Raw genomic sequence first — 16671 nt, 5'->3', positions numbered from 1 at the left:
GACTACCAGCCGGCCGGCTCCGAGACGACCTCGTAGACGCCCTTGAGGTTCACCATGCGCGGCAGCTCGCTCTGGTTGATGACGACACCGAACTCCTTTTCCAGCGCCGCGAGGATTTCAATGGCGCGAAGCGAGTCCGCATTGTGGTCCTCCTTGAAAAGGCTGACCTCAGTGACCTCGTCCTCCTCGATCTCGAGAATGTCGCAGACGATTTCCTTGATGGTGACGAGACGCTCGTCGCGCGTAACAGTGGACACGCCTTTACCCCTTTTTGTGATGTGCCGCTGATCGATTCGCGGCAGGATTACTCGCAAATGAATACTGTCGCCGTGCGCTATCGGCCACAACGGCGGCTGCAACAAGCTGCCACCGCGTTCCTGCTGTTCACGTCCCGGCGAAGCCGGCGGGCACGAATTCACCCTGTGCGCGCCGCAGCGCGTCGCTCAGTGCGGCGGCCGAATCGATGAGCGCGCCGCTGAGGACGCGGCTCGGGGCGCCCGGCACCCGTGCGGGCGGCCCGGACAGCACCAGGGCGGCCACCACCCGGTGCCCCTTGGTCCGTACGGGCACGGCGTACGCGGCGCTGCCCGGCGCCATGGAGTCGGGGCCGTGCGCCCAGCCGCGCCGGCGCACCTGGGCCAGCGCCGCGGCGTTGAACCGGGCCCCGCGCAGCCCTTCGTACAGCTCCTCCGGGTCCTCCCAGGCGAGCAGCACCTGGGCGGCCGGGCCGGACTTGGCCGGCCGGGAGGTGCCGACCGGGACGGCGTCGGCGGGGCCGGCGGGCGAGGATGCGACACAGATCTGCAGGGGGCCGCGGCGGCGGAAGAGCCGCGCGTCGAGCCCGGTCAGACTGCGCAGGTCGGCCAGCACCGGAGCGGCCGCCTGGACCAGCCGGTCCCGCTGCGCCTCCACGGAGAGGTGGCCGAGGCGCGGACCGAGCACGAACCGGCCGTCGAAGTCCCGGGCGAGCAGCCCCAGTCGCTCCAGGGCGACCGCGATCCGGTGGGCGGTCGGCCGGGCGAGCCCGCTGCGGGCGACGAGCTCGGAGAGCGTCACCGCCTCGCGTTCGACCACGCTCAGCAGGATCGACGCCTTGTCCAGCACACCGACACCGCTCATCGGCAGCGGCTGGGTGGCGGTGCTCATCGCTGTGACGCCAGCCGTGCGCGGATGTCCCCGATGAGCTCGTCGCGGCGGTCCACGAGGTAGAAGTGCCCGCCGGGCAGCACCTTGAGGTCGAAGCCCTTGGGCGCGATCCGCTCCCAGCCCCGGACGCCTTCGACGTCCACGTCGGGATCGCTGTCGCCCACATAGCCGACGACGGGGCAGTCCAGCGGTTCGCCAGGCCGCGCCGTGTACGCGGAGACGATGGAGAAGTCGGCCCGGATCGCCGGGAGGATCAGCTCCCGCAGGTCGGGGTCGTCGAGGAGCGCGGTGTCGGTGCCGCCCAGCCGCTTCACCTCCGCGACCAGCTCGTCGTCGTCGCCGAGCGGCGCCGTGCGGGGCGTGAGCAGATGCGGCGCCTTGCGGCAGGAGACCATGAGCACGGCGGGGGGAGTCCCGTGCCGCTGCTGGAGCCGCAGTGCGACCTCGTAGCCGAGGGAGGCGCCCATGCTGTGCCCGAAGAGCACCAGCGGGGTGTCGCACAGGGGCAGCAGCGCCTCGGTGACCGCTTCCGCGAGCGGTTCCATCCCGGTGAACAGGTCCTCCGCGATGCGTTCCTGACGGCCCGGATAGCGGACCGCGACGACCTCGGTGTCACTGCCGAGGGCGTGGCCCCAGCTGTGGAAGAAGCTGGCGGAACCGCCGGCGTGCGGGAGGCAGACCAGCCGCGTCCGGGGCGGATCCTGGGTGGCGTATCTGCGCAGCCAGATGCTGTCCGTGCCAAGTGCCATGGTGCGTCGGTCTCCTCGCTCGCGGGATGCGTCAGTGCAGGACGCCGGGGGCGTCCACGGACATGACCTCGATGTCCGGGTCGATCCGGCGGATCAGCCCGGCCAGCGTGCGGCCCGGTCCCAGCTCGACGAGGCGGCCGCAGCCGAGCGTCGCGGTGAGGGTCCGTACGCATCGCTCCCACAGCACCGGGCGGGTGAGCTGGCGGGTGCCGAGCTCCGGCCAGTCGCAGTCGCCCGTGTACGGCACCGCGTCGACGTTGGCCACGACGGGCATATGGACGGGGGCGAACGCGGTGTTCTTCAGCGCGGTGCGCAGCGCCTCCGCGGCGGGCGCCATGTAGGGGCTGTGGAACGCTCCGCCGACCTGGAGGCGGATCATCTTGGCGCCGATCGAGGGCGCCGCGGCGTCGATCCGGTCGATCCCGTCGGGAGAGCCGGACACCACGGTCTGGCCCGGTGCGTTGACATTGGCGACCCATACGTCGGTCCCGCCGGCCCGCACCTCGTCCACCAGGGCCGCCACCGCGTCCGCCGGCGCGGCCACCAGCACGCCCATGGTCCCCTCGCGGTCCTCCGCGGCGCGGCGCATGGCGCGGCCGCGGGCGGCGACGATCGCGGCGCCGGCCTCGACGGTGACGGCTCCTGCCGCGGTCAGCGCGGCGTACTCGCCCAGGCTGTGGCCGGCGCAGGCGACGACCGGCCCGTCGAGCGCCCCGGTGCGCACCGCCTCCGCGTGTGCGATCACGGCGACGGTGAAGACGGTGAGCTGCGCGAGGTCGGTGCGCCGGAGCTGCTCCGCCGGGGTGTCCAGCAGCAGCCCGGGAAGATCTTCACCGGTGACCTCGGAGATCTTTTCCGCGAGGTTCCACGACGGGGTTTCCCGCCAGACCTCACCCATTCCCTTTTTCTGAGTGCCCTGTCCGGGAAACACCAGACCGATCGGCAATTGATTCATGGCCCGCCTTCCACGCGGTGTCAACCGGGAGGGAGGCACGGGAGTCCGGACAGCGCGGAACCCCGTGCACCGGCAGCGTGCACGGGGGTTGCACGAGCGCCGGGGACAGGAATTCCACAGAGCGGGAATCCCGTGCCTCGGGGCCTATACAACTGCTCGGCGGGAAGGGCGGCAACGGTCCTTTCAGGAAGCTGCCAGCGGGCCTTTCAGGACACCGGACCGTGGCCACCAGGACCCGGTGCGGAGGCAGGCGGGAGCAGCCCCAATTCGGCTGCCCTGACACCTGCCTGGAATCGTGAATTCGCACCGAGCAGCGCCATGATCTCCGCTACGTAGCGGCGGTAGGTGCGCACCGACACGGTGAGCTCCCGGGCGGCGACCTCGTCGGTGACACCGGCTCTGAGAGCGCTGAGTATCTGCCGCGCCAGCATGGCGCGGTCCCGGTCCCCGAAGACGATGCGCTCACCGGCCGGGACCGCGTTGCTCCAGACGCTCTCGAAGAGGATGTGCAGGGTGTGCAGCACCTCCGGGGCCCGGATCAGCGAGGCCCGGCGGCCGACCGCCGATTCGGCCACCACGAGGCCGGTCGTGCCGTCGACCAGCAGCGCCTGGAGGGGAGGCACCCGGGCCACCCGTATCGCCACCGGTCTGGGTCTGCCGAGCTGTTCCCGGACGTACGACTCGTCGAGGAGGGTGGGGCTGGCGAGCAGCCGCACCGACACCGACTCGTTGGCCCCGTAGATCAGTTCCCGCTCTGATCGCTCCGAACGGTCGGGCTGCTCGCTGATGGCCGGCATCCGCGCGTGCACGATGTCGATCGACCGGTCGGCCGTCGCGATCAGTTCCTCGGCGATGTCGAGCACGGCCCCGTAACCACCCTCGATGGTGGCGATCTGCTGTTTTCGAACGCTGCGGCCGCGATGGATGGCCACGGTTGACTCGATCAGCGCCTGGACCTCCAGCAAGGCGTGCTCGAGTTCGTCCCCTGGTTCTCTGGACAAAGTGGTTTTCCACCATCCCCGTTGGTGTTCTGCCTGCGGCCCGCCCGCCTGACGGGCCGCGTTCTGGTCGCTCGTCTGGTCGCTACTCCGCCAGCAGCCCCAGCTCCACGGCGCGCGCACCGGCCTGGAAGCGGGAGTTGGCATCAAGCTCCCGCATGATCTCCGCGACATGGCGGCGATAGGTGCGCAGCGACACGTTCAGTTCGCGGGCGGCGACGTCGTCGGTGCGCCCTGCCCGCAGCCGCTCGAGGATGTTGCGGGTGAGCTCCGTGCGCAGCCGCGGTCCCAGCTCGAGATGGTCGGCGAGCCGGCGCCCGCGGGACCACGCCCCGGCGAACAGCAGCTCCAGGGCGCGGACGGCCGCGGCGTCGTTGATGACCGTGGCCTGGGCGCCCTGCTCGGTCGGGGCGCCGCGCACCAGGGCGCCCGCGCCGTCGACGACGACGATCTCGCGCAGTTCGCGCTCGACGACCCGGATCTCCAGACGCGACTGCGGGAGCCTGCGCAGCGCCGGGAGGGACACGTCCGCCACCTCCGCGGTGCACAGCACCCGTACCGCCGCGGCCGGCCCCACCCGGGCGAGCAGCCGCAGCACCGAGTCGTTGAAGTCACCCGCCTGCGACAGCGCCACACTCAGCGAGTGGCGTACACCCCCGATGAGCTGATCGAGCGCACTGTCGAGCAGGGCCACATCAGTGGGCTCCGCCGCGAGCGATGCGACCGGCTGCCTGCGGTACAGGGAGACCGTCGACTCGATCAGTGCCTGGACCTGCAGCAGCGTCTCCTCAAGATGTGCTGCGTGCTCCTCCGGCACGGTCTGCTCGGCTCCGTCCGCTTCTGGTGGATCCACAACCGTATCCGTCACTCGCGCCCCCTCGACTACCCAGGATCTTCTTCATAGTCCGCGCCGACCCTCAGTATTGGCCACCGGCACCCCCCGGGGTCGCCGGCGGGAGATTGCCCAATACACCTGTTGAATCCGGCACTTTCACGCCATGAGAAAGGCTCAGATTCTCGTCAGGAACACTAGTTCGCTGGCTCGGAACCAGTCAACAAGATCGGTCACGGCCGACGCGCACGGCACTCATGGAACCCCCTTGTTTCAAGCCATGGGCGCTCGCGTGCGCCACGACTGTCAACAAGCTGCACAGGCGCCCCGTAAGCGAAAGTGCCGCCTCCCACTTTGGTCACTGCACGCCAGGTAAACGTCACGGACGGTGAGACGCGTGACCGTTTGCTGTCAACTCACCACTCGTACGGGTGGTTTCACGCCTACGGTCACCGGGTGACCACACGCTGCGCACCGATCCGCCACTCCATCAGTGCAACTTCGTCAGGTCCGCTCGCCACCGGCACCCAGGTGTGGTGGTGGCACGTACCGATGGGTACGTACGCCAGAGCCGATCTCGACCTGCTCGACAGTGCGGAGCAGGCCCGCCTGAAGCAACTCAAATCAGCCGACGCGGCCGCCGAATACATCTGTTGCCGCGCTGCGGTAAGGCGCATATTGGCCGGTTTCTTCGGCCTCTCGGCCACCAAGATTTCATTTGGCCGAAACCCGTGTCCCGGGTGCGGGAGCGAGAAACACGGACCACCCTCAGTTGTTCATCCTGAAACCGATTGGCATATCAGCCTTTCGCACTCTTCCGGGCTCGGCATGCTGGCCGTCGCCCCGTACCCGGTCGGCGTGGACACCGAGGCGGTCCGGGATCTCGCCGTGGAGGACCTCACGGGCGACGTCCTGACCCGCCGCGAGCACGACGCCGTCCTCGCCGCGCCCCAGGGCCCGGGCCGCACCAGGGCGTTCCTGCGCTGCTGGACCCGCAAAGAGGCGGTGCTCAAGGCCGCCGGCGTCGGGATCGTGACCGATCTGAGCCGGCTGGAGACCCGCGCATGGTCCCCGGGCCCGGCCGAGGTGACCACCGACGTCCTCGCCGCCCCGACCACCTGGCAGGTGGCCGAAACGCCGGTGCCCGACGGTTGGACAGCGGCCGTCGCGGTGCCCTCGGGAACCGGGGGGGACGTCACCGTCCGGCAGTTCGCGTTCCGCGGCTGAAGCCCCGCCCTCACGGACCCACACAACCGAACAGCGCCCCACAGCCACCCGCCCCCGCTCGCCGCTGACCGCACGACTCTCGTCAGGTCCTTCATCCTGCACATCCTTACGACGCCACGCGGGGACGCGTTCCCCGCCGTGCCCTGAGGCAACGGAGACAGACCAAACGTGGACAACGCACCTTCGCAGAGCATCGCCGGCCTCCTCCTGCGCGCCGCTGAACAGCACCCCCGCTCCGGCGTCCGCTACTGCCTCGGCGGGGCGGACGCCGAGTACACCGACCAGAGCCACCCGGATCTGCTGGCCGACGCCACCCGGGTACTGGCCGGGCTGCGTGCCCGCGGCCTGAGGCCGCAGGACAAGGTCGTCCTGATCCTCGAGCGCCCGCGGGACTTCCTCACCGCGTTCTGGGGCGCCGTGCTCGGCGGATACGTCCCGTGCCCGATGGCGCCGCTCCGCGGCGATCCGGAGCGCTGGGCCGCACAGCTGGAACATGTCGACGCGCTGCTGGACCGGCCGCTGATCGTCACGAGTGAGTCCCTCGCCGCCGAACTGCCTCCGGTGCCGGGCCTCTCCGTCGCCCCGCTCGACCGGCTGTACGCCGCCGGGCCCGCCGCCGTCCACCAGGCCGCGCCCGACGACACCGCGGTGCTGGTGCTGACGTCCGGATCGACCGGCAGCTCCAAGGCGGTCATGCTGAGCCACGCCAATCTGCTGGCCTCCATGGCCGCCAAGAACGGCCACCACCGGCTCGGCGCCGACGACACCACGCTGAACTGGGTCTCCTTCGACCATGTGGCCGCCCTGCTGGAGTGCCATCTGCTGCCACTGTCCATCGGCGCCCGGCAGCTCCACGTCGAGGCCCCCGTCGTCCTGGGCGAGCCGCTGGAGTTCCTGAGGCTCGTCTCGCGGCACGGCGTGACCATGACCTTCACGCCCAACTTTCTGCTGGGGCTGATCAATTCGTCCGCCGACCGGCTCGCGGAGGCGGCCACGGAGGCCGACGCGGACGCACCGCTCGACCTGAGCCGGCTGCGCCACATCATCAGCGGCGGCGAGGCGGTCGTCTGCGCCACCGGCGAGGCGTTCCTCGACCTGCTGGCGCCGTACGGCCTCGCCCGGGACGCGCTCTGGCCGGCCTTCGGCATGACGGAGACCTGCGCCGGCAGCGTCTACTCCCGCGCCGCCTTCCCCGACGTCGACCGCGGCAAGGAGTTCGCCAACCTGGGCACCCCGGTCGAGGGCCTGCGGATCCGGATCGCCGACGCCGACGACCGGCCGCTCCCCGAGGGCGAGGTGGGCGAGCTGCAGCTCACCGGCCCCGTGATCACGCGCGGCTACCACAACAACGCGCAGGCCACCGCGGACGCGTTCACCGCCGACGGCTGGTTCCGCAGCGGCGACCTGGGCCGCCTCGACGAGGGCCGCCTGACCCTGGTGGGCCGCAGCAAGGACAGCGTCATCGTCAACGGCGTCAACTACTTCAGCCACGACATCGAGACCGTCCTCGAGCAGCTCGACTCCGTGGCCCCCTCCTATGTCGCGGCGTTCCCGGTCCGCCCCGCGGGCAGCGACACGGAACAGCTGGTGATCGCCTTCCACCCCGACCTCCCGCCGGGTGACGAGGCGGCCCTTCACCGGGTGCTCACCGCCGTACGCAGCAGTGTGGTCATGCACTGGGGCTTCCGCCCCTCCCTGATACTGCCGCTGCCCAAGGAAGCCTTCCCGAAGACCAGCCTCGGCAAGATCCAGCGCGCCCTGATGCGGCGGCGCCTGGAGTCGGGCGCGTACGAGACGCAGCGGCGTCACGTCGCCGACCTCACCCTGCGGATGCTCGGCGGCTACACCGCGCCCGAGGGCCGGGTCGAACAGGTCCTGGCGGAGATCTACGCCGAGATGTTCGACATCGACCCCGGCACCGTCAGCGCCACCGCCGGCTTCTTCGACCTGGGCGGCACTTCCCTCGACATCCTGCGGCTGCGCAGCAAGGTCACCCAGCGGCTCGGCGCCGGCGGCCTTCAGCTCATCACCCTGATGACGGCGCCGACCGTCCGCGCGCTCGCCACCCACCTCGCGGAGCGCGAGGCGCGGGTGCACGGGACGGGTGGCGCGGATCCGGCCGCGTACGACCCGGTCGTGCCCATGCAGACCAGCGGGACCAAGACCCCGCTGTTCTGCGTCCACCCGGGTGTCGGCGAGGTCCTGGTCTTCGTCAACCTCGCCAAGTACTTCGTGGGCGACCGGCCGTTCTACGCGCTGCGGGCCCGTGGGTTCAACGAGGACGAGAAGCCGTTCGCGACGTTCGAACAGATGGTGGACTGCTACGTCGAGGGCATCAGGGCGCGGCAGCCGCACGGCCCGTACGCCGTCGCCGGCTACTCGTACGGCGGTGTGGTGGCCTTCGAGATCGCCAAGGTCCTCCGGTCGCAGGGCGAGCGGGTCGACTTCGTCGGCAGCTTCAACCTGCCGCCGCACATCAAGTACCGCATGGACGAGCTGGACTTCGCGGAGACCGCGGCCAATCTGGCCTTCTTCCTGTCACTGATCGACAAGAAGCAGTCCCGTGAACTGCCCCGTCTGCTGCGCCCGCTCGCCCCCGAGGAGCAGGTCGACGGGCTGCTGGCCCTCGCCCCGCAGGAGCGACTCGCCCAACTGGACCTCGACGCCGACCGGTTCGGCGCCTGGGCGGAGCTGGCGAACCGGCTGACCGACCTGGGCCGCTCCTACCGGCCGAGCGGCACGGTGCCGTCGATGAACGTCTTCTACGCCGTCCCGCTGCGCGGCACCATCGACGACTGGCTGAACAACGAACTGCGCCGCTGGGACGAGTACACCACCGGGGAGAACCGCTACATCAGGGTGCCCGGCGAGCACTACACCCTGATGAGCCCCCAGCACGTGGCCGCCTTCCAGTCCATCCTCCGCCGGGAGCTCGACCGCGCCCTCGTGGACGCCGACCGCACAGCCGCGGCGCGTGCCGCCGCCGCACAGGAGGAGAGCCTCCGATGAACGGGCCGGCAGCCCCGCTGAAGGGCAAGAAGATCCTCGTCACCGGCGGTACCGGGCAAGTGGCCCGGCCGGTCGCCGAGACGCTGGCCGAGCACAACGAGGTCTGGTGCCTGGGCCGCTTCGGCACACCCGGCGTCGAGCGGGAGCTCGCCGCGCGGGGGATCACCACCTGGCGCTGGGACATGGACGACCTCTCGGGGGACGGCCTCAAGGGCGTCCCCGAGGACTTCACCCACGTCGTCCACTCCGCCGTACGCCGCGGCGAGGACGGCGACTTCAACGCCGCCGTCGAGGTCAACGCCGTCGCCGCCGGCCGGCTGATGACGCACTGCCGCACCGCCGAGGCGTTCCTGTTCGTCTCGACGGGCGCGCTGTACGCACGGCAGACGCTGGACCACCGGTACACGGAGACCGACCCGGTCGACGGCGTCGCCGACTGGCTGCCCGCCTACCCCGTCGGCAAGATCGCGACCGAGGGCGCCGTACGCGCCTTCGCCCGGGTGCTGGACCTGCCCACCACGATCGCGCGGCTCAACATCGCCTACGGGCCCGGCGGTTACGGCGGCGTGCCGATGCTGTACTTCAAGCGGATGCTCGCCGGGGAGCCCATCCCGGTGCCCCTCGAAGGCCAGAACTGGTGCTCCCTGCTGCACACCGACGACCTGGTGGCGCAGGTGCCCGCGCTCTGGCGGGCCGCCGGTTCACCAGCGCGACTGGTGAACTGGGGCGGCGACGAACCCGTCGGAATCACCGACTGCATCCGCCACATGGAGGCGCTCACGGGCATCGAGGCGAAGCTCGTGCCGAGTGAAGTGACCCGCGAGACCTATCAGTTCGACCCCACGCTGCGCAGGGAGCTGACCGGGCCGTGCACGGTCGGCTGGCGCGACGGCATCCGCCGCACCCTCGAAAGCCTGTATCCCGAGCATGTCAACCGGTGAGGAGCGCACACCCTATGCAGACCGCATCCCTGACCCGTACGCAGACCGTCGCACAGCCCGGCCCCGCGGTGTCGCCCCTGCCCTCCGCCGGGACGGACGGCCCTGACGGCGCGCCCGGCCTTCCCGGCCGGAGCCCCCATCTCGAGCTGATCCGGCGCGCGTACCGGGCCTTCGGCTCCCGGGACGTGGCGGCCCTGCTGGAGACCCTGGCGCCCGACGTGGAGTGGATCCACCCCGACGGGATGACCGTGTACGGGCTGGGCGGCACAAAACACGGGCACGCGGGCGTAAGACAGTTCCTGTCCCATGTGCCGAACGTGCTGGGCGGGATGCGGCTGCAGCCGGAGGAGTTCGTGGAGTCCGGGGACCGGGTGGTGGTCTTCGGCACGCGTCGGGTGACGTCCAGGAGCGGGCGTACGGAGACGCTGTCGTTCGTGCACTCCTGGACGCTGCGCGACGGCAAGGCCGTGCGCATGGAGGACATCTTCGACACGGCGGCCCTCCACCGGCTGATCGAAAGCTGACACGGCCCGCGGCGGCCGGCTCCCCCGCTCCCCCACGCTCGGCGGCCGGCTCCCCCGCTCCACCACGCTCGGCGGCCGGCTCCCCCGCTCCCCCACGCTCGGCGGCCGGTTCCCCCACCGGCCGCCGTCAGCCGTTGCGCCCTATCGCCGTGCGTCCTCCGGCACGGCGTCCTCCGGCACGGCGTGTTCCGGCACGGCGTCCTCCGGCTGTGCCGCCGCCCCGCCGCCGTGCTCCAGCGTGTCGGTCGCCACCCGCACCGCCGCCAGCACGGCCGCGACCGCGGGCCGCTCCAGGGCCCCGCGCCTGACCACCAGGGAGAGCCGCCGGATGAGCTCGGGCTCGGCGAGGGGGATGCGGCGGACCGGATAGCCGGGGCGGGCCGGTACCAGGTCCGGGACCAGGGCCACCCCCCAGCCGAGCGACACCAGCCCGAGCGCGGCATGCATGTCCCCCGTGTCGGCCACCACGTCGGGGGCGAAGCCGGCCGCCGCGCAGGCGTGCAGCGCGAGCCTGCCGAGTCCCGATTCGGGGTCGAGGATCCACGGCCGGTGGGCGAACTCGCCGAGCCCCACCGGCCCGCCGCCCCCGGCGGCGGTCACGTCGTCAGGGGCGACCGCGATCCTGACCCGGTCGTCCGTCAGTGGTTCCTCGTGCAGTCCCGGCACCGGGTTCTGGGGCACCTGGTCGTAGCGGGCGGCCATGACCACGTCGAGCCGGCCGAGCCGGACCGCCTCCCGGCCCTCGGACGCGGCGACGCCGTGCAGGGTGATCCGCAGGCCGGGATGTTGGGCCTGCAGCCGGGTGAGGACGGGCACCAGCAGCGCGGGCCCTTCGTGGAACGGCACCCCCACCCGCAGTTCGCCGGAGACGCCGCCGGTCACCGCGAGCAGCACCGCCTCGGCCGCCTCGACCCGCTCGAGGATCCGTTCCGTATGCTCCACGAGGGTCCTGCCCGCCACGGTGAGGCAGGCCCGCCGGCTCCCCCGGTCGACCAGCGCCACGCCCGTCTCGGCCTCCAGGGCGGACAGCTGCTGCGAGACGGCGGAGCGGGTGTAGTTCAGCGCCTCGGCCGCCGCCGCGATCGAACCGGACGCCTCCACCTCGCGCAGCAGCACCAGCTTCCGTATGTCGAGCACCGTCCGCACCGTCACTTCTTCTAACGCCGGCCGTCGTCGACCGTCACGCCAACATACGGGATTCACACCGCATTTACCGGTTGAATAACAAGGCCCCCGGTCCGATTCCTCCTAGATGGGGTTCTCGTATGCCAACGCTGCTCCACCTCGACTCCAGCGCCCGTCCGGAGTCCGTGTCGCGTCAGGTCTCGGCCGAGTTCGCTGCGGCCTGGCGGACGGCCAACCCCACGGGCAAGCACCTCCACCGCGATCTCACCGCGACTCCGGTGCCGCACGTGGACGCGGCCCAGATCGAGGTCGTGACGCGCCTGGAAACCGCCGGCATCCGCGACCTGTGCGACGCACGGGACGCGGCGGTCACGGCGGAGGAGAAAGGGAGCTGGTCGCTCACCTGGGAGCTCGTCGAGGAGGTGCTGGCGGCCGACACCGTGGTGATCGGACTGCCCATGTACAACTTCTCGGTCCCGTCCGCCTTCAAGGCGTGGTTCGACCGCATCGCCATCCCGCCGATGATCGTGGACCACACGACCGGGCAGGGGCCGCTGTCGGGCAAGCAGGTCGTGGTGGTGACGGCGCGGGGCGGAGCGTACGGCCCGGGGACGCCCCGCCACGACTCGGACTTCCAGGAACCGTATCTGCGTGCCGCCTTCGCCATGGTGGGGCTCTGCGACGACCTGCTCTTCCTGCACTCGGAGATGACCAAGTCCGGTCATGTGCCCAGGCTCGCCGAGTTCCGTGAGACCGCCGTGGGCTCGCTGAAGGAGGCGGTGGAGCGGGCCCGCGAGGCCGCCCGCCGCTGACCTGCGCCGTACGCCGGCCACCCGCGCGGACGGCTGCTCCACGGCCCTGCCTGGCCGGAACGGGGAGGAAGCTGGCAGGATCGCGCCATGCTCCCGGCACCCGCGGTCCTCTCCCGCCTCGGCCGCCGCCGCGCCCTGCGGGGTGCCGCGGCCGCCCTGGTGATCCTCGGGCTGCTGCTGTGGTGGCTGCTGCCGCTGGGGCAGACGTCGCCGAGCGGGAAGCTGACGCTCAGCACGGGGTCGCACAGCGGCGTCTACCAGCGTTACGGCGTGCTGCTGAAGGAGGCCCTGGCCCGGGACATGCCGGACGTGGAGATAGATCTGCGCACCAGCGAGGGTTCGCAGCAGAACCTGGAGCGGGTGGCGTCCGGCGAGGCCGACTTCACCATCGCCACCGCCGACGCGGTCGCGACGTACAAGCGCCAGGGGCTCCCGGAAGCCGACCGGCTGCGCGGCTGCGCCCGGCTCTACGACGACTACGTCCAGCTCGTGGTGCCGAAGAACTCCCCGGTGCGGTCGGTGCACGACCTGCGGGGCAAGGCGGTGGGCGTCGGCCAGGACGGTTCCGGCATCCGGCTGGTGGCCGACCGGCTGATCAAGGCCGCGGGCCTCGATCCCGAGCGGGACATCACTCCGTTCCCCTCCGGTATCAACGCGGCGCCGGACCAGCTGGAGAAGGGCGCCATCGACGCGTTCTTCTGGTCCGGCGGGCTGCCCACGAACACCGTGCAGAAGCTGTCCGAGCGCTTCCCCGTCCGGCTGGTCGCCCTGGGACCCGAGCTGGTCGCCAAGCTCCACGCGTCGGGCGACCCGACCAGCTACTACCGCTCCGCCGTGATGCCGGCCGACGCCTACCCGCAGGCTCAGGGCGGAGAGCCCGTCGAGACGGTGGCGGTGGCGAATCTGCTGGTCACCATGGAGCGCATGAGTCCGGCCCGGACCGAGGGCTTCACCCGCACGGTGATCAGGAGCCGGGACCGCATCGGCAACACGGTGCACCCGGCGCAGCTCGTCGATCTGCGGACGGCCGTCTACACGGACCCGCTGCCGCTGCACGAGGGCGCGCGGCGCTACTACCGCTCGGTCAAGCCCTGACCGCTCAGCCCCCTGACGCCCCCGGTGCAGGCGTCCTCGGGCCGCGTACGCGGAACCGTGAGCGTCACCTGCAGACCGTGCGGCTCGTGGTGCGCGTACGTGATGGACCCGCCGCCCGCCGCCAGCAGCGCCCTCGAGATCGACAGGCCCAGGCCCGAGCCCTTCACGTTCTGGTGGTGGCCGCTGCGCCAGAAGCGGTCACCGATCCGGACCAGCTCCTCGTCGGTGAGGCCCGGCCCGCGGTCGGCGACGACGATGGTCGACGTGTTGCCCTGCGACGCCGTGCCGACGGTCACCTGTTCACCCGGTGGGGTGAACTTCAGCGCGTTGTCGATCACCGCGTCGAGCGCGCTGGACAGCGCCACGGGGTCGGCCCAGGCGGTGACGGCGGCGGTCTCTGACGACAGCAGGACGCCCCTCTCCTCGGCGAGCGGCCGCCACGCGGTGACCCGCTCGGCGGCCAGCTCCCCGATGTCGGTGAGCCGCAGCTCCGCGGAGGCGTGCTCGGCCAGCGCCAGGTCCAGCAGGTCGTCCAGGACCTGGGCGAGCCGCTTGCCCTCGGTGCGCACGGAGGCGACCTCCGCGTTCCCCTCGGGCAGCTCGAGGGCGAGCAGCTCGATCCGCAGCAGCAGCGCGGCGAGCGGGTTGCGCAGCTGGTGGGAGGCGTCGGCGACGAAGGCCCGCTGCTGTTCGAGGACCTCCTCGACGTTGTCGGCCATCTCGTTGAACGAGCGGGCCAGGCGCCGCAGTTCCGGCGGCCCGCTGCCGGCCGCGACCCGTGAGTTCATGCGCCCGGTCGAAATGTCGTGGGTGGCGGCGTCCAGGATGCGTACGGGCCTGAGGACCCACCCGGTGAGCCGGAAGGCCGCGCCGACCGCGACGAGCATCGCGGCGCCCTCACCGGCCACGATCAGCAGCCAGCCGCGCAGCACGCGAGAGCGCAGATGGTCGGTCGGCGAGTCGGTGAACACCACGGCGATGACGTCCCCGTCCCGTACGACCGGCGAGGCGACGACGAGGCGCTCGCCGCGCTGCCACGGCCACACCTGCGGCGGATCCTGGCTGCGTCGGCCGGTGAGCGCCTCCTGGAACGCCTCGCGGCCCTCCCCGTCCGACGGCAGATACCAGTCGGCCGGGGCACGGGCCATCGAGTCGCCGCTGCGGTAGAAGACGCCCGCCCTGATCCCGTACACGTCCTGGTAGCGGTCGAGCTGCTCCTGGAGCGTCGAGCGCCGCTCGTCGGGTGCGGGCGGCTGGTCGGTGACGAACTGGGCGAGCGCCGCGAACCGCACCGTGTCGTCGATGCGGTCGACGACGACCCGCTGCTGCTCCGCCGCCGCCACGCTCACGGCCAGCGGAAAGCCGAGCGCCAGCAGCACACCGGCCATGAGCACGATGAGCAGCGGAAGGAGTCGGGTACGCACCGGGGCAGGAGGACCTTACGCGCCGACGGGCGGGACGAGCCGGTAGCCGACGCCCCGCACGGTCTCGATCAGCGCCGGCATCCGGAGCTTGGAGCGCAGCGACGCCACGTGCACTTCGAGGGTGCGGCCGGTGCCTTCCCAGCTGGTGCGCCACACCTCGCTGATGATCTGCTCGCGCCGGAAGACCACACCGGGGCGCTGGGCGAGCAGCGCCAGCAGGTCGAACTCCTTGCGGGTGAGCTGTACGGCCGTGCCGTCCACGCTGACCCTGCGGGTGGGCAGCTCGATGGTGACCGGTCCCAGCCGCAGCGCCTCGTCGGCGGCGGACGCGGCGGCGTCGTCGGTGGCGGTGCGCCGGCTGACGGCATGGATCCGGGCCAGCAGCTCCCCGGTGTCGTACGGCTTGACCACGTAATCGTCCGCGCCCAGATTGAGCCCGTGGATACGGGAGCGGACGTCGGAGCGGGCGGTCACCATGATCACGGGCGTGGAGGTCAGCTTCCTGATCTTGCCGCAGACCTGATAACCGTCCTGGTCGGGCAGGCCGAGGTCCAGCAGGACGACGCCGAAGGGCGGCTTGCCCGGTTCCGTGGCGGGCAGGACGGCCCGCAGAGCCTCCTCGCCGTTACGGGCGTGCACCACCTCGAAGCCGTGCCGGGCCAGCACCGCCGACAGGGCGGCGGCGACGTGGTCGTCGTCCTCGACGAGCAGCAGCCTCATGGCCCCCCTCCGGTCGTGTGGTGTTCATGGTTCGGTCGTGCGGTGTTGTCCGGGCCTTCCCGCGACACACCACAGGGCATCAAGTCGGATTTCCCGGCGCCCAGTCAAGAGGCATCGGGGCACCGGATGGTTCCGTTATCCACCCGGTATCGCAGCGCACCACCCCGTTCACGCATAGTGTCCGGTTGAGGCCGGATCGTTATGCTCAATTTCCCCTCAGATGTAATGACGCTGGTCGCAGTGCGTGACTAAGGTCCTCCCAACCGAGGAGGACGGAGCAAGAAGCCGATGAGCGGAGTGTCAGTGACCAAGGACGCCGAGGACGCGGTACCCACGGCCGATCTGGTCGTGCTGAGCAACGTGAACAAGCACTTCGGCGCGCTGCATGTGCTCCAGGACATCGACCTGACCATCGCCCGGGGCGAGGTCGTGGTCGTCATCGGACCCTCCGGGTCCGGAAAGTCCACGCTGTGCCGCACCATCAACCGCCTGGAGACGGTCGACTCCGGCGCCATCTCGATCGACGGCAAGCCCCTGCCGCACGAGGGCAAGGAGCTCGCGCGACTGCGCGCGGACGTCGGCATGGTCTTCCAGTCGTTCAACCTCTTCGCGCACAAGACCGTGCTGGAGAACGTGACGCTGGGGCAGATCAAGGTCCGCAAGGCCGACAAGAAGGCGGCGGAGACCAAGGCCCGGGCGCTGCTCGACCGGGTGGGCGTCGCCGCGCAGGCCGACAAGTACCCCGCACAGCTCTCCGGCGGCCAGCAGCAGCGTGTGGCGATCGCGCGGGCGCTGGCCATGGACCCGAAGGTCATGCTCTTCGACGAGCCGACATCGGCACTCGACCCCGAGATGATCAACGAGGTCCTCGAAGTCATGCAGCAGCTCGCGCGTGACGGGATGACAATGGTGGTCGTCACACACGAGATGGGCTTCGCCCGATCCGCCGCGAACCGGGTCGTGTTCATGGCAGACGGCAAGATCGTCGAAGAGGCGACGCCCGACGAGTTCTTCAACAACCCGCGCAGCGACCGGGCCAAGGACTTCCTGTCGAAGATCCTTCACCACTGAGTCCTGGATCAGCTGGTTCCATACTTCGCGTCTGATCCGACAC

16 protein-coding genes are annotated in these 16671 nt (G+C 71.0%); 7 read left to right on the top strand and 9 right to left on the bottom strand.

The window, feature by feature from the left end:
- Positions 1-2 precede the first annotated feature (2 nt).
- The 6 genes from ACFYOP_RS32625 to ACFYOP_RS32600 form a co-directional block, all read right to left on the bottom strand.
- Positions 3-257: an acyl carrier protein gene (locus ACFYOP_RS32625; protein WP_356899488.1), complete on the bottom strand. Its 255-nt coding sequence runs from the start codon at positions 255-257 to the stop codon at positions 3-5.
- A gap of 127 nt (positions 258-384) precedes the next feature.
- Entirely contained in the window at positions 385-1146 is a 762-nt protein-coding gene (locus tag ACFYOP_RS32620) for an IclR family transcriptional regulator (protein WP_388453798.1), read from the bottom strand.
- The gene (locus ACFYOP_RS32615; protein ID WP_356899487.1) at positions 1143-1895 is read right to left on the bottom strand and encodes an alpha/beta fold hydrolase; all 753 of its coding nucleotides are present in this window, start codon (positions 1893-1895) and stop codon (positions 1143-1145) included. Before ACFYOP_RS32615 ends, ACFYOP_RS32620 begins: the two co-directional genes overlap by 4 nt.
- Positions 1896-1926: 31 nt before the next feature.
- On the bottom strand, positions 1927-2850 hold the full coding sequence (locus ACFYOP_RS32610; protein WP_356899485.1) for an ACP S-malonyltransferase: 924 nt from the start codon (positions 2848-2850) through the stop codon (positions 1927-1929).
- 206 nt (positions 2851-3056) lie between these two features.
- Complete coding sequence (locus tag ACFYOP_RS32605; RefSeq protein ID WP_356899484.1) at positions 3057-3851, bottom strand: LuxR family transcriptional regulator; 795 nt, start codon at positions 3849-3851, stop codon at positions 3057-3059.
- 82 nt (positions 3852-3933) lie between these two features.
- Positions 3934-4701, bottom strand: coding sequence for a DNA-binding response regulator (locus ACFYOP_RS32600; protein ID WP_356899483.1), 768 nt, complete (start codon positions 4699-4701; stop codon positions 3934-3936).
- 435 nt (positions 4702-5136) lie between these two features.
- On the opposite strand from ACFYOP_RS32600, the gene ACFYOP_RS32595 reads away from it, so the two are divergent.
- The 4 genes from ACFYOP_RS32595 (at position 5137) to ACFYOP_RS32580 (ending at position 10381) form a co-directional block, all read left to right on the top strand.
- Positions 5137-5907, top strand: a complete 771-nt coding sequence (locus tag ACFYOP_RS32595) for a 4'-phosphopantetheinyl transferase family protein (protein ID WP_388453792.1) — start codon at positions 5137-5139, stop codon at positions 5905-5907.
- 168 nt (positions 5908-6075) lie between these two features.
- Positions 6076-8916 carry a non-ribosomal peptide synthetase gene (locus ACFYOP_RS32590; protein WP_356899481.1) on the top strand — a complete coding sequence of 947 codons (2841 nt, stop codon included), beginning with the start codon at positions 6076-6078 and terminating at the stop codon, positions 8914-8916.
- Positions 8913-9857 (top strand): NAD(P)-dependent oxidoreductase, encoded by a 945-nt coding sequence (locus ACFYOP_RS32585; RefSeq protein WP_356899480.1) that lies wholly within the window; start codon positions 8913-8915, stop codon positions 9855-9857. Before ACFYOP_RS32590 ends, ACFYOP_RS32585 begins: the two co-directional genes overlap by 4 nt.
- A 14-nt stretch (positions 9858-9871) precedes the next feature.
- Positions 9872-10381, top strand: a complete 510-nt coding sequence (locus tag ACFYOP_RS32580; protein WP_356899479.1) for a nuclear transport factor 2 family protein — start codon at positions 9872-9874, stop codon at positions 10379-10381.
- 141 nt (positions 10382-10522) lie between these two features.
- Here ACFYOP_RS32580 and ACFYOP_RS32575 read toward each other — a convergent pair whose 3' ends face one another.
- Positions 10523-11518, bottom strand: a complete 996-nt coding sequence (locus tag ACFYOP_RS32575) for a LysR family transcriptional regulator (protein ID WP_356899478.1) — start codon at positions 11516-11518, stop codon at positions 10523-10525.
- A 128-nt stretch (positions 11519-11646) separates the two neighbouring features.
- Here ACFYOP_RS32575 and ACFYOP_RS32570 point away from each other — a divergent pair, with 128 nt between their 5' ends.
- On the top strand, positions 11647-12318 hold the full coding sequence (locus ACFYOP_RS32570) for an NAD(P)H-dependent oxidoreductase (RefSeq protein WP_356899477.1): 672 nt from the start codon (positions 11647-11649) through the stop codon (positions 12316-12318).
- Positions 12319-12405: 87 nt separating this feature from the next.
- Positions 12406-13413, top strand: coding sequence for a TAXI family TRAP transporter solute-binding subunit (locus ACFYOP_RS32565; protein ID WP_356899476.1), 1008 nt, complete (start codon positions 12406-12408; stop codon positions 13411-13413).
- On the opposite strand, the gene ACFYOP_RS32560 is transcribed toward ACFYOP_RS32565, so the two are convergent.
- Together ACFYOP_RS32560 and ACFYOP_RS32555 are read right to left on the bottom strand one after the other, a co-directional pair.
- Complete coding sequence (locus ACFYOP_RS32560; protein ID WP_356899475.1) at positions 13392-14837, bottom strand: HAMP domain-containing sensor histidine kinase; 1446 nt, start codon at positions 14835-14837, stop codon at positions 13392-13394. The two genes, ACFYOP_RS32565 and ACFYOP_RS32560, sit on opposite strands and share 22 nt — an antisense overlap.
- Positions 14838-14852: 15 nt before the next feature.
- A complete protein-coding gene (locus ACFYOP_RS32555) occupies positions 14853-15557 on the bottom strand; it encodes a response regulator transcription factor (RefSeq protein ID WP_356899474.1) in 705 nt (234 codons plus the stop codon).
- 288 nt (positions 15558-15845) lie between these two features.
- Between ACFYOP_RS32555 and ACFYOP_RS32550 the strand changes: the two genes are divergently transcribed.
- Positions 15846-16628 carry an amino acid ABC transporter ATP-binding protein gene (locus ACFYOP_RS32550; protein ID WP_356899473.1) on the top strand — a complete coding sequence of 261 codons (783 nt, stop codon included), beginning with the start codon at positions 15846-15848 and terminating at the stop codon, positions 16626-16628.
- The last annotated feature ends 43 nt before the right edge of the window (positions 16629-16671 follow it).

The sequence above is a fragment of the Streptomyces sp. NPDC006294 genome, assembly GCF_042870895.1.
GTDB lineage: Bacteria > Actinomycetota > Actinomycetes > Streptomycetales > Streptomycetaceae > Streptomyces.
The sequence above is the reverse complement of the archived record's forward strand: the minus strand, read 5'-3'. Positions and strand labels throughout refer to the sequence as shown.

What these genes read in the sequence shown, in the direction of transcription:
- ACFYOP_RS32620 (WP_388453798.1), bottom strand. Translation starts at nt 1,146, where the DNA reads ATGAGCACCGCCACCCAGCCGCTGCCGATGAGCGGTGTCGGTGTGCTG.
- ACFYOP_RS32615 (WP_356899487.1), bottom strand. Translation starts at nt 1,895, where the DNA reads ATGGCACTTGGCACGGACAGCATCTGGCTGCGCAGATACGCCACCCAG.
- ACFYOP_RS32610 (WP_356899485.1), bottom strand. Translation starts at nt 2,850, where the DNA reads ATGAATCAATTGCCGATCGGTCTGGTGTTTCCCGGACAGGGCACTCAG.
- ACFYOP_RS32585 (WP_356899480.1), top strand. Translation starts at nt 8,913, where the DNA reads ATGAACGGGCCGGCAGCCCCGCTGAAGGGCAAGAAGATCCTCGTCACC.
- ACFYOP_RS32580 (WP_356899479.1), top strand. Translation starts at nt 9,872, where the DNA reads ATGCAGACCGCATCCCTGACCCGTACGCAGACCGTCGCACAGCCCGGC.
- ACFYOP_RS32570 (WP_356899477.1), top strand. Translation starts at nt 11,647, where the DNA reads ATGCCAACGCTGCTCCACCTCGACTCCAGCGCCCGTCCGGAGTCCGTG.
- ACFYOP_RS32565 (WP_356899476.1), top strand. Translation starts at nt 12,406, where the DNA reads ATGCTCCCGGCACCCGCGGTCCTCTCCCGCCTCGGCCGCCGCCGCGCC.
- ACFYOP_RS32555 (WP_356899474.1), bottom strand. Translation starts at nt 15,557, where the DNA reads ATGAGGCTGCTGCTCGTCGAGGACGACGACCACGTCGCCGCCGCCCTG.
- ACFYOP_RS32550 (WP_356899473.1), top strand. Translation starts at nt 15,846, where the DNA reads ATGAGCGGAGTGTCAGTGACCAAGGACGCCGAGGACGCGGTACCCACG.